Source organism: Streptomyces sp. NPDC002536 (assembly GCF_053594995.1).
This window is the reverse complement of record NZ_JBSFWU010000023.1, coordinates 20,533-32,842: the sequence shown is the minus strand read 5'-3', so window position 1 is coordinate 32,842 and position 12,310 is coordinate 20,533. Positions and strand designations below refer to the sequence as shown.

The 12,310-nt window shown below is 72.3% G+C and carries 8 protein-coding genes; 1 reads left to right on the top strand and 7 read right to left on the bottom strand.

Going from position 1 to position 12,310, the window contains the following annotated elements:
* Positions 1-8: 8 nt before the first annotated feature.
* Both htpX and ACWD4B_RS11405 read right to left on the bottom strand, forming a co-directional pair.
* Positions 9-911, bottom strand: a complete 903-nt coding sequence (gene htpX / locus ACWD4B_RS11410) for a zinc metalloprotease HtpX (protein WP_336410351.1) — start codon at positions 909-911, stop codon at positions 9-11.
* A 140-nt stretch (positions 912-1,051) separates the two neighbouring features.
* Complete coding sequence (locus tag ACWD4B_RS11405; protein WP_451420530.1) at positions 1,052-1,948, bottom strand: LLM class flavin-dependent oxidoreductase; 897 nt, start codon at positions 1,946-1,948, stop codon at positions 1,052-1,054.
* 199 nt (positions 1,949-2,147) lie between these two features.
* Between ACWD4B_RS11405 and ACWD4B_RS11400 the strand changes: the two genes are divergently transcribed.
* The gene (locus ACWD4B_RS11400) at positions 2,148-3,032 is read left to right on the top strand and encodes an HAD family hydrolase (protein ID WP_451420529.1); all 885 of its coding nucleotides are present in this window, start codon (positions 2,148-2,150) and stop codon (positions 3,030-3,032) included.
* 57 nt (positions 3,033-3,089) lie between these two features.
* Here the strand turns inward: ACWD4B_RS11400 and ACWD4B_RS11395 are convergent, their stop codons facing one another.
* From ACWD4B_RS11395 to ACWD4B_RS11375, 5 genes are all read right to left on the bottom strand, one after another.
* A complete protein-coding gene (locus ACWD4B_RS11395) occupies positions 3,090-4,163 on the bottom strand; it encodes a peptidoglycan DD-metalloendopeptidase family protein (RefSeq protein WP_451420528.1) in 1,074 nt (357 codons plus the stop codon).
* Between the two features lie 136 nt (positions 4,164-4,299).
* On the bottom strand, positions 4,300-6,033 hold the full coding sequence (locus tag ACWD4B_RS11390) for a sensor histidine kinase (RefSeq protein WP_451420572.1): 1,734 nt from the start codon (positions 6,031-6,033) through the stop codon (positions 4,300-4,302).
* Positions 6,034-6,054: 21 nt separating this feature from the next.
* Complete coding sequence (cydD, locus tag ACWD4B_RS11385; protein ID WP_451420527.1) at positions 6,055-9,609, bottom strand: thiol reductant ABC exporter subunit CydD; 3,555 nt, start codon at positions 9,607-9,609, stop codon at positions 6,055-6,057.
* Positions 9,610-9,679: 70 nt separating this feature from the next.
* Positions 9,680-10,681: a cytochrome d ubiquinol oxidase subunit II gene (gene cydB / locus ACWD4B_RS11380; protein ID WP_451420526.1), complete on the bottom strand. Its 1,002-nt coding sequence runs from the start codon at positions 10,679-10,681 to the stop codon at positions 9,680-9,682.
* Between the two features lie 34 nt (positions 10,682-10,715).
* Positions 10,716-12,302 (bottom strand): cytochrome ubiquinol oxidase subunit I, encoded by a 1,587-nt coding sequence (locus ACWD4B_RS11375; RefSeq protein WP_451420525.1) that lies wholly within the window; start codon positions 12,300-12,302, stop codon positions 10,716-10,718.
* Positions 12,303-12,310 lie beyond the last annotated feature (8 nt).

The window sequence follows — 12,310 nt, the reverse complement described above, 5'->3', positions numbered from 1 at the left end:
AACGCTTGTCAGCCACGCCCGAGCTCCGCCGAGATCCGGCCGAGCTGCTCCAGCCGCTGTTCCAGCGTCGGGTGGGAGGACAACAGCCTGCCCAGGCTGTCCTTGGAGAATGCGGGCGCGAAGTAGAAGGCGTTGAACGGCTCGGCCTGCCGCAGGTCGCGCGTGGGGATCCGGGCCATCTGCCCGGTGACCTTGGTGAGCGCGGAGGCCAGCGCCGAGGGCCGGCCCGTCAGCAGTGCGGCGGCGCGGTCGGCGGACAGTTCGCGGTAGCGGGAGAGCATCCGGGTGAGCAGAAAACTGATCGCATAGACGACGGCGCTGACGAGCGGGATCAGCACCATGACGATCGCGGTGTTGCTGTCGCGGCCGCCGACCCGGCGGAAGCCGCCCCACAGCCCGATCCGGGTGATGAGCCCGGCCAGCACGCCCAGGAACGAGGCGATGGTCATCACCGCCACGTCGCGGTGGGCCACGTGGGAGAGCTCGTGCGCCAGCACGCCCTCCAGTTCCTCCGGCTCCAGCCTGCGCAGCAGTCCCGTCGTCGCGCACACCACCGAGCTCTTCCGGCTGCGGCCGGTGGCGAAGGCGTTCGGCACGTCGCTGTCGGCGATCGCCACCCGCGGCTTGGGCATGTCCGCGAGCGCGCACAACCGGTCGACGGCGCCGTGCAGTTCGGGCGCCTGCTCCGGGGTGACCTCGCGGGCCCCCATGCCGAAGGCCGCGATGCGGTCGCTGAACCAGAACTGCGCCACGAACAGGCCGCCCGCGAGGATCAGGACCATCGGCCAGGCCCCGCGCAGCAGCACCACCAGCACACCGACGAAGACGACGTAGAGCAGCCCGATGAAGAACATCGTGCTCACCATGCGGGTGGCCAGCCCCCGGTCGGGAGCGAAGCGAGTGCCTTGCATGGGGAACCTCCAAGGCTCTGCGAACCGTGCCCCCAGTAGGTGCCTCTGCCCCGATTCTCCCTCGCGGCGCCTGTTCCCGGCGTAAAGCCGGGGCCAAGTGCTGTGCAGCTCCCCGCGCCCCTTCCGGGGCGCGGGTCCGCTCAGAGTCCTGCGAGGCCCTCCGTCGCGATCTTCTCGAAGACCGCGACGTCGGACTCGAAGATCGAATCGGCGATCGGCCAGTGCAGCACGATCTCGTCGATGCCCAGCTCCGCATAGCGGCCCGCGAAGTCGGTGAACGCGTCGAAGGACTCCAGCGGCCGTTCCGGGGCGAAGCCCGTCAGCAGCACCTTGTGCATGCCGGAGACGTCCCGGCCGGCCCGGTCGCAGGCCTCGCCGAGCCGCTCGATCTGTCCGGCGACCGCGGCCCGGGACTGCTCCGGGGTGCCCGTCTCGGCGATCTTCGGGTCGCCCGTGGTCACCCAGGCCTGCCCGTACCGCGCGGCGAGGCGCATGCCGCGCGGGCCCGTGGCCGCGACGGCGAAGGGGAGCCGGGGGCGCTGCACGCAGCCGGGGATGTTGCGGACCTCGGTCGCGGAGTAGTGCTCGCCCTTGTACGAGACGACGTCCTCGGTGAGCAGGCGGTCCAGCAGCGGGACGAACTCGGCGAAGCGGTCGGCGCGCTCGCGCGGCGTCCACGGCTGCTGCCCCTCCTCGATCAGCGCCGTGGCGTCGAAGCCGGAGCCCCCGGCGCCGATGCCCAGCGTGATCCGGCCTCCGGAGATGTCGTCCAGGGAGATGAGCTCCTTGGCGAGCGTGACCGGGTGACGGAAGTTGGGGGAGGTCACCAGGGTGCCGAGCCGCAGCCGGGAGGTGACGGCCGCCGCGGCCGTCAGCGTCGGTATCGCGCCGAACCACGGGCCGTCCCGGAAGCTGCGCCAGGACAGGTGGTCGTAGGTGTAAGCGGTGTGGAAGCCCAGCTCCTCGGCACGCTGCCAGGAGGCACGGCCGCCCTCGGACCAGCGGCGGTCGGGAAGGATCACGGTGCTCAGTCGCATGACACCGAGCCTAAGGGCAGGGTCCGACACCCGGCCCCCGGAGCGCGGCCGGTGCCAGCCGGATATGACGGGTGCGTATGGCGAGTGCGTGTGGCGGCCGGCTGCCCGGGGAAGGCACCCGGCGCCATCATGTCCGTACCCGTACGCGCCCGACCAACGTCTGTGCGCCCGCGTCCGCCCCGTGACCGAGAATGGGACCGTGACTTCAGCTACCGAGCAGCCCGAGACGCCGGCCGCGCGCCGGAGACCAGCCACCGTCACTCCGAGGCTGATCGCCACCGACCTCGACGGCACGCTGCTGCACGACGACAAGACGGTGTCCGACCGCACCGTCGCGGCCCTGGCCGCCGCCGAGGAGGCGGGCGTCGAGGTCTTCTTCGTCACGGGTCGCCCGGCCCGCTGGATGGATGTGGTCAGCGAGCACGTGCACGGCCACGGCCTGGCGATATGCGCCAACGGGGCCGTGGTCGTCGACCTCCACGACGGCGGCCGTCTCCTGGAGGTCCGCCCGCTGGAGACGACCGCAGCGCTCGCGGTCGTACAGGCCGTGCGGGCCGCGGCCCCCGGTGCCTCGTTCGCCGTCGAGTGCACCACCGGTCTCCACTACGAGCCGCACTACCCGCCGTTCCAGCTCGACTCCGCCAGGGTCGTCCCCTCCGCCGAGGCGCTGCTGACCGGTGGCGACGGCCGGCCGGACCCCATCATCAAGCTGCTCGCCTTCCACCCGGTGCTCACCCCCGACGAGTTCCTCGCCCTGGCCCGCACGGCGGCCGGCGACCACGGCTGCGTCACCCGCTCCAGCCCGACCGCCCTGCTGGAGATCAGTGGTGCGGGTGTGAGCAAGGCCAGCACGCTGGCCCGCTGCTGTGCCGAGCGCGGCATCTCCCCGGAGGAGGTCGTCGCGTTCGGGGATATGCCGAACGACCTGGAGATGCTCACCTGGGCGGGCACGTCCTACGCCATGGCGAACGCGCACCCCGAGGTGCTGGCCGCCTGCACGAACCGCACGGCGGCCAACACCGAGGACGGAGTCGCCCTCGTCATCGAGCAGTTGCTGCACGGTCTGACGGAACACGTGAGCTGACGCAACACGCAAGCCGACGGGACACGCGCGCGTACGCCGCGCATCGCCCGAGCGGCATCACACGTGCACCCCGCGGGAGCGCAGCCACTCCAACGGTTCGACCGCAGAGCCGAATTCGGGTGTCGTGCGGATCTCGAAGTGCAGGTGCGGGCCGGTGGAGTTGCCGGTGGTCCCGGAGAGCCCGATCCACTCGCCCGCGCGCACCCGGTGCCCGGGCGAGACGAACACCGCGGACAGGTGGGCGTACTGGGAGTACCAGCCGTTGTCGTGCCGGACCACCAGGCTCATGCCGAACGCCCCGCCGCACCCGGCCGCCACCACCGTGCCGGCGCCGACCGCACGCACCGGTGTGCCGATGGGGACGGCGAAGTCCTGACCGGTGTGCCCGCCCTGCCAGTTGGCGCCCGTGCCGCCGAACCCGGCCGACAGCTCGTAGGAGACCACCGGTCGCGTCCAGCCGCTCGGCGAGATCTCCGCACCCGGCCGGCCGGCGTCCGGATCCTCCACGCCGCCCTGGACAGAGGAACGGTCCATCGGCACGCAGCTGCCGGTGCGGACGGCGCTCTCCGCCATGCCGTCCAGTTCGCTGCGCGCGTTCGCCAGCCGGTCCTCCGCCGCACGCTTCTCCTCGCCCAGCCGCCCGGCGTCGGCCTCGAGCGCACGCCAGGAGGCGGCGGACGTCTCCTCCTGGGCCGCCAGGGAACGGCTCCGGTCGTCCGCCTCGGTCAGCATCCGCGCCAGCAGAGTGCGCCGGCCGGTCTCGGTCGACTGGACGTCCAGCAGTTCGAAGGGATCCTCGGCCACAGCGGCACCGGCCGGGACGGTGAAGCCTCCGGTGCGGTACTGCGCACGGGCCAGGGCACCGGCGTCGTCGTGCAACGCGCCTGCCACGATCCGTTGTCCACGCAGCAACTGGGCCGCTTTGTCGGCCTGCAGGCGTTGTTCCTGCGCCGCACGCACCCCGCGCTCGTACCGCAGCCGCGCCCGGCCCGCCTCCTGGGTCAGCCGGAACACCTCGGAGCCGAGGTGCGGCACCCGCGCCGCAGCCCCGTGGGCGGCGGACGGCCCCGAGCCGAACAGCGGGGCGGCCACCACGCACAGGGAGCACAGGGCGGCTCCCCCGCGATACACACGATGACGGTGTCGCATGGACGCGATCTTGTCCCGCACCCCGCCCGCGCGCCCCCGCAGAGGACCGTTCGGAGGACAAGCGTGCGGCCGACCGGGGACGCGCCGCGCAAACCCCGGCAGCCGCGCCGCAGCAGCGCTACAGCGGCGCCTCCCACGTCACGCGGGTTCCTCCGCCGTCCTCCCCGATCCCGGGCCCGTACGCGCTGGAGCCGCCCAGCGACTCCGCCCGTTTGGCCAGGTTGCGCAGTCCGCTGCGGCGGCCGCTCTCCGGGATGCCGATCCCGTCGTCGGCCACGGTCAGCCGTACCGCCTCCCGGCCGTCCGGCAGCCTGGCGGTGACGTCGACGACGATGTCGATCCTGGTGGCCTGCGCGTGCCGGAAGGCGTTGGACAGCGCCTCGCGCAGGGCGGCGATGAGGTTCTTGCCGGTGCGCTCGCCGACCTTGGAGTCGACCGGGCCGATGAAGTTCACGGAGGGGTGGAAGCCGAGCGGCACGGCCGCCGTGCCGGTCTCCCGCAACACGCGCGTGCGCAGCCCCGCGGGCGCCTCGGTCGGCCCCTGCTGGAGCGCGAAGATGGCCGTACGGATCTCCTGGATCGTCACGTCCAGCTCGTCCACCGCCTGGCCGACCTTCTCGTGCACGTCCGGCTCGGCCGCCTTGCGCTGCGCGCTCTCCAACAGCAGTCCGGTGGCGAACAGCCGCTGGATGACGAGGTCGTGCAGATCCCGTGCGATGCGGTCGCGGTCCTCGTAGACGGCCAGCCGCTCGCGGTCGCGCTGCGCCTCAGCGAGGACGAGCGCGAGAGCGGCCTGTGCGGCGAACTGGGCGGCCAGTCTGCGCTCGGCAGGGGTGTACTTGCGGGCGCCTCGGCGCCGCGGCGTGGCGAGCGTGCCGAGCACGCGGTCGCCGCTCTTGAGCGGCAGCAGCATGCTCGGGCCGAAGCGCGGTGCGACCGCCGTGATCATGCGCGGGTCGGTGGCGGAGTCGTCGATGAACACGGGCTCCCCGGCGAGCAGTTGCCCCACGACCGGGCTGTGCGGCGGTATCACCGTCCCCAGCAGTCCGGCCGGGTCCTCCGCGGAGACCGCCACCATCTCCAGGCCGCCGTCGTCGTCCGGCAGCAGCACGATGCCCGCATCCGAATCGGCGAGCCTGCGCGCCTGTTCGGCCACGACGGCCAGGGCGTCCTCCGCGTCGCTGCCGGACAGCAGAGCCGTGGTCACTGCAACGGAACCGTCGATCCAGCGCATCCGCTGCCGACTCTCGTCGTGCACGCGCGCGTTGCCGATCGCGATGCCGGCCTCGGTGGCAAGAATCTTCACCATGTTCAGATCGGCGATGCTGAACTCCCCGCCGCTGCGCTTCTCGGTGAGGTACAGGTTGCCGAAGATCTCGCCCTCGACCCGGATCGGTACGCCCAGGAAAGTGCGCATCGGCGGGTGGTGGGGCGGAAAGCCGGCGGACCGCGGGTCGGAGGACAGGTCGGAGAGCATGACCGGGGCGGGCTGGTGGATCAGCGCGCCCAGCAGTCCGCGGTGACCGTCCGGCAGGGCGCCGATGCGCTCGCGCTGTTCCCGGGTGACCCCGTGGGTGATGAAGTCCGCGAGGCCCTCGCCGGTGGAGTCGATGACGCCGATGGCGGCGTAGCGCGCATCGGCCAGTTCGGCTGCCGTCTCGGCGATGCGGTCGAGCGTGCTGTGCAGTTCCAGCCCGGTGCCGACGGACCGCATGGCCTCCAGCAGCTGCGGGACGCGCGCGGTGAGTTCCGTCGACATGCCCTGCAGGCTGCGGGTGGCCTCCGTGGCAATGGCCAGCGGATCCATCACGCCCTGAGGGGCCGAGGAGTCCTGCGGGTCGGAGGAGTGCACCGTGGCTGCCATGCCACGAGACTAATAAGTACCTTTTGCCATGGAAAGCGGCCGATGGGTGGTGTCCGTCGCGTCGGACGCCCCGGATGTCACCGACGCCCCCAGCGCGTCCGCCGCCCGTTCCCGCTCCAGCATCCGGCGGAACGGCCCCTCGGCAGCGGCCAGCTCACCGTACGAGCCCCGCTGCACCGTCCGCCCCTGCTCCAGGACGACGACCTCGTCCACCGCCTCCAGCCCCGCCAGCCGGTGCGTGATCAGGACGGTCGTCCGGCCCTCCGTGGCCGCCAGCAGATCCGCGGTCAGCGCGTCGGCAGTGGCCAGGTCGAGGTGTTCCGCGGGCTCGTCCAGGACCAGGACGGGGAAGTCCGCGAGCAGCGCCCGGGCCAGCGCGAGCCGTTGCCGCTGGCCGCCGGACAGCCGCGCACCCTGTTCGCCGACGAGCGTGTCCAGCCCGCGCGGAAGACCGTCCACCCACTCCAGCAGGCGCGCCGCCCGCAGTGCTGCGCGCAGTTCGCCGTCCTCTGCGTCCCTGCGTGCGAGCCGCAGGTTCTCCCGCAGGGAACTGTCGAAGATGTGGGCGTCCTGCGCGCACAGGCCCACCAGCCGCCGCACCGCGTCGCCGTCCATGCGGGCCGCCTCACGGCCGTCCAGCGTGTACGTACCGGCCTCCGCATCCAGGAAGCGCAACAGCACTTGCGCCAGGGTGGACTTGCCCGCTCCGGACCGGCCCACCACGGCCACCCGGCGGCCGGCCGTCAGCTCCAGCGCGAAGCCGTCGAGCGCAGGAGCGGACTGTCCCTGGTGCCGCACCGTCAGATCCGTCAGCCGCACCGGGAACGGCGACTGCGGCGCCGGCTCCGTGCCGTCCTGCACCGGCTCGGGCGCGTCCAGCACCTCGTGCACCCGCTCCGCGGAGCGCCGCACCCGCTGCCGGTACTGCACCGCGAGCGGCAGCCCCGCCACGGCCTCGAACGCGGCCAGCGGGGTGAGCACCACCACCGCCAGCCACACCCCGCCGAGGCGGCCGTCGTGCACCGCCTGGACACCCGCCCAGGCGGCAGCGGCCACCGTCGCGCCACAGGCCAGCGCCGACAGGCCGGAGCCCAGCGCGGTGGCCGCAGCGGCGCGGCGGGCGATACGGGTGAGCGTGCTGTCGACACGGTCCAGCCGTTCCAGCCGCGCGGGCAGAGCACCCGCAACCGTCAACTCGGCCGTACCGGACAGCACGTCGACCACCTGGGTGGACAACTCACCGCGCGCAGGCGCCAGCTGCCGCTCGGCACGCCGGGCGACCGCACCCGACAGCGCCGGAACGGCGACTCCCGCGACCAGCAGCCCCGCAGCGAGCACCGCACCCGCCTCCGGGAGCAGCCACGCGGTGAAGCCCACCGAGGCCGCCCCGGCGACGACGGCGGAGCCGAGCGGCAGCAGCCAGCGCAGGAAGTAGTCCTGCAGGGCGTCCACATCGGCCACCAGACGGGACAGCAGGTCACCGCGCCGCGTCTCGCGCAGACCCGCGGGGGCCAGACGCTCCAGCCGTGCGTAGACCGCGACGCGCAGGCCCGACAGGATGCGGAGCACCGCGTCGTGCGAGACCAGGCGCTCGGCGTAGCGGAAGACGGAACGGCCGATGCCGAACGTACGGGTCGCGGTGACGGCCACCATCAGGTACAACACCGGGGGCTGCTGGGAGGCCCGGGAGATCAGCCAGCCGCTGACCGCCATCAGGCCGATGGCGCTGCCCAGGGCCAGCGTGCCGAGGAGGAGGGCGAGGGACAGGCGGTTGCGGTACGGCCTGCCCGCGGCCCGGACCCGGGCCAGGGGGTTCGCGCTCCGCCCGGGGTTCCGTGTCTCCGCACGGCCGTCCGCGCGCCCGTCGACGGGACCGGAGGGCTCGGCAGCAGCACGGTGCTCCTCCACACGGGCGGAGGAACGCACGGGCGCGGTCCCCGGCGCGATGCGGATCACCCGGTCCGCCACCGCGAGCAGCGCCGGGCGGTGCACGACCAGGATCACGGTGCGGCCCGCCGCCAGCCGGCGCACCGCGTCCACCACCGCCGCCTCGTGCTCCCCGTCGAGGGCCGCGGTCGGCTCGTCGAGCAGCAGGACCGGCCGGTCGGCCAGGAACGCCCGGGCCAGCGCGATGCGTTGGCGCTGCCCGGCGGAGAGGCCCGCGCCGTCCTCGCCGAGCCGGGTGTCAGTGCCGTCGGGCAGCATGGAGACGAAGTCGAGCGCACCGGCTTCGCGCAGTGCGTGCTGCACCTGCGCGTCCGTGGCGCCGGGCCTGGCCAGCCGTACGTTCTCGGCGACGGTCCCGGCGAAGAGATGCGGCCGTTGCGGGACCCAGGCCACCTGGTTCCGCCAGCTTTCGGGGGAGAGCGATGCCAGATCCGTACCGCCGACGAGGATCCGCCCGCTCGTGGGCCGGGCGAGGCCCAGCAGCACGTTCAGCAGCGTCGACTTGCCGGCGCCGCTCGGCCCGACGAGCGCCACCGTCTCCCCGGGCCGCACCTCGAACGAGGCGCCGTCCAGGGCGGGTTCGGCCCGGCCCGGGTAGCGGACCACGAGCCGCTCCACGGTCAGCGCCGCCGTGCGCGCGTCCGGGGCCGGGAGCGTGCCGGCCGCGGCCGGCTCGGTCTCCAGCACCGCGAAGACCTGGTCGGCGGCCGCCAGGCCCTCGGCGGCCGCGTGGTACTGCGCGCCGACCTGGCGCAGCGGCAGATAGGCCTCGGGCGCCAGCACGAGGACCATCAGGCCGGTGCGGAGGTCGAGTTCGCCGTCGACGAGCCGCATGCCGATCCCGACGGCGACGAGCGCGACCGACAGGGTGGAGAGCAGCTCCAGGGCGAAGGAGGAGAGGAAGGCGATGCGCAGCGTCCGCAGCGTGGCCCGCCGGTAGTCGGCGGTGATCGTCCGGATCGACTCGGCCTGCGCCTTGGCGCGGCCGAAGACCTTGAGCGTCGGCAGCCCGGCGACGACATCGAGGAAGTGCCCGGAGAGCCGGGAGAGCAGGCGCCACTGCCGGTCCATGCGCGACTGGGTGGCCCAGCCGATGAGCGCCATGAAGAGGGGGATGAGCGGCAGCGTGAGGACGATGACGAGCGCCGAGATCCAGTCGGCGGAGACGATACGTGCCAGCACGGCGACCGGCACCACGACCGCGAGCCCCAACTGCGGCAGGTAGCGGGCGAAGTAGGCGTCGAGCGCGTCCACTCCGCGCGTGGCCAGGCTGGTCAGTTCGCCGGTGTCCGGCGCGTCCGGGCCGAGCCGGGTGGCCCGGTCCAGCAGCCGCCTGCGCAGTTCGGACTTCACGGCCGCGCTCGCGCGGTGCGCGGTCAGTTCGGTGAGCCAGGACACCACGGCCCGCCCCGCCCCCGCGGCCGCCAGCAGGCCCAGCGGCACGGCCAGTTGCCCGGCCGTGCGCCCGTGCTGGAACGCCCCGGTCACCACGTCGGCGATGAACATCGCCTGCGCGACGACCAGGCCCGCGCCCGCGAGGCCGAGCAGGACGGAGGCGGCCAGGAAGCCGCGGGTCGCGGTGGCGTACCGCAGCAGCCGGGGGTCGACGGGCTTCATCGTGGCGTCTCCTGGGGTCCTGGCCGGTGCCCGGGCCCGGCGGCCCGGTCCGGCGTACGGGTCCGGTGCCCTAGTGGGCGGCGGGGATGTGCTGGGTGCCGATCCGCTTGCGGAACACCCAGTACGTCCAGGCCTGGTAGGCGAGGATCACGGGGGTCATGAAGCCCGCGACCCACGTCATGATCCGCAGCGTGTACGGGCTGGAGGCGGCGTCGGCGACGGTCAGGCTCCACTCCGGGTTCGTGGAGGAGGGCATGACGTCCGGGAAGAGCGCCAGGAAGACCAGCGCGAAGGCGGCGGCGACGGCCAGCCCGGACAGGGTGAACGCCCAGCCCTCCCGGCCCAGCCGGTTCATCACCAGCGCGCCGGCCAGCCCGGCCACGGCGACGATCAGCGCCACCAGGCTGCGTCCGTTGCCGGAGTCCGCCTGCGTCCAGCCCAGGAAGGCCGCGGCGAGGGCGGCGGCGCCCAGTCCGTACCGGGCGGCGTGGGCCCGGGCGCGGTGGCGGATGTCGCCGGTCGTCTTGAGCGCGGCGAACACCGCGCCGTGGAAGGTGAAGAGCACCAGCGTGAACAGGCCGCCGAGCAGTGCGTAGGGGCTCAGCAGGTCGAGCACGGAGCCGGTGAAGTTCTTGTCCGGCCCGATGGGAACCCCGCGCACGATGTTCGCGAAGGCGGCGCCCCACAGGAAGGCGGGCAGCAACGAGCACCAGAAGATGGCGTGTTCCCAGTTGCGCTGCCAGCGCTCCTCGGGCCGCTTGTGTCGGTACTCGAAGGCCACGCCGCGCACGATCACGCAGACCAGGACCAGCAGGAGGGGCAGGTAGAAGCCGCTGAAGAGGGTCGCGTACCAGTCGGGGAAGGCGGCGAAGGTGGCACCGGCCGCGGTGATCAGCCAGACCTCGTTGCCGTCCCAGACCGGGCCGATCGTGTTGATCAGCACCCGGCGCTCGGTGCGGTCCCGGGCGAGCGTCTTCGTCAGCACACCGATGCCGAAGTCGAAGCCCTCGAGGAAGAAGTAGCCGGTCCACAGGACGGCGATCAGCAGGAACCAGAAGTCGTGGAGGTGCATGGGGTGTCTCCGTTCCGCGGTCCGCGAGCGGCGGTCAGTACGCGAAGGTCATCGGCTTGTCGGCGTCCTCGCGCTCCGTGCCGGAGCCCGTCCCGCCGCCGGAGGGCAGCCGCAGCCGGGGATCCTCGGCCGGCGGCTTCTCGTCGGTGTCCGGCCCGGCCTTGGCGTACTTCACGAGCAGCTTGACCTCGACGACCGCGAGCACGCCGTAGAGCAGGGTGAACACGATGATGGAGGTGAGGACTTCGCCCTGGCTCACCCCGGGGGAGACCGCCTTCGCGGTCTTCATCAGCCCGTAGACGGCCCAGGGCTGGCGGCCCATCTCGGTGAAGATCCAGCCGAAGGAGTTGGCGATCAGCGGGAACCCCATGGTGAGGACGCCGACGCGCCAGGACCACTTGGTCAGGAAGGGGCTCATCTCCCGGGTCCTCGTGAGCATCAGCCGCGGGACCTCGTTCTCGCCGGTGCGGAACTCGGGTGCCAGCCACAGCTTCTTGCGCGTCGTCCACAGTCCGATCAGGCCGGCGACGAAGGACGTCATGCCGAAGCCGATCATCAGGCGGAAGCCCCAGAAGGTCATGAAGATGCTGGGGATGTAGTCGTCCGGCTTGCCGCCGTAGCGTGCGGCCTCCTGCGCGGCGACGTCGTTGATGCCGGGGACGGCCTCGGAGAAGTTGCTGTGGGCGAGGAAGGAGAGTATTCCGGGGATCTCGATCTCGACGCTGTTGTGCCCCTTGGTGACGTCGCCGACCGCGAACACCGAGAAGGGCGCGGGCGCCTGGGTGTCCCACAGGGCCTCGGCGGCGGCCATCTTCATGGGCTGCTGCTCGAACATCACCTTGCCGAGGCTGTCGCCGCTGATGGCCGTGCCGAGGCCGGCGATGACGGCGATCACGAGTCCGACGCGCAGCGAGGCCCGCATCGCACCGATCTGGTGGCGCTGCTTCTCGCCGAGTTCCTCGCCGTTGATCTGCTTGCGCTTGGCCCGCCACAGGTGGAAGGACGCGATGCCGACCACGAAGGCGGCGCCGGTGAGGAAGGCGGCGGTGAGGGTGTGGAAGACGACGACGAGGGTGGTGTTCTGGGTCAGGACGGCCCAGATGTCGGTGAGGTGCGCCCTGCCGGTGTTCTTGTCGATGGAGTAGCCGGTGGGGTGCTGCATCCAGGAGTTGGCGGCCAGGATGAAGTACGAGGAGAGCAGGGTGCCGACGGCGACGATCCAGATGCAGGCGCAGTGGATCTTCTTGGGCAGCTTGTCCCAGCCGAAGATCCACAGACCGATGAAGGTCGACTCGAAGAAGAAGGCCAGCAGCGCCTCCATCGCCAGCGGTGCGCCGAAGACGTCGCCGACGAAGCGCGAGTAGTCGGACCAGTTCATGCCGAACTGGAACTCCTGGACGATGCCGGTGACCACGCCCATGGCGATGTTGATGAGGAAGAGCTTTCCCCAGAACTTCGTGGCGTGGAAGTACTTGTCCTTGCCGGTACGGACCCAGGCGGTCTCCAGACCGGCCGTGATCGCGGCAAGACTGATCGTGAGCGGGACGAAGAGGAAGTGGTAGACGGTGGTGATGCCGAACTGCCAGCGCGCCAGCGTCTCCGGAGCCAAAGCCAGATTCACTCGGTCTC

Excerpts from the sequence above, each read along its gene's own strand:
- htpX (WP_336410351.1), bottom strand. The coding sequence starts at position 911 with ATGCAAGGCACTCGCTTCGCTCCCGACCGGGGGCTGGCCACCCGCATG.
- cydD (WP_451420527.1), bottom strand. The coding sequence starts at position 9,609 with ATGAAGCCCGTCGACCCCCGGCTGCTGCGGTACGCCACCGCGACCCGC.
- ACWD4B_RS11405 (WP_451420530.1), bottom strand. The coding sequence starts at position 1,948 with ATGCGACTGAGCACCGTGATCCTTCCCGACCGCCGCTGGTCCGAGGGC.
- cydB (WP_451420526.1), bottom strand. The coding sequence starts at position 10,681 with ATGCACCTCCACGACTTCTGGTTCCTGCTGATCGCCGTCCTGTGGACC.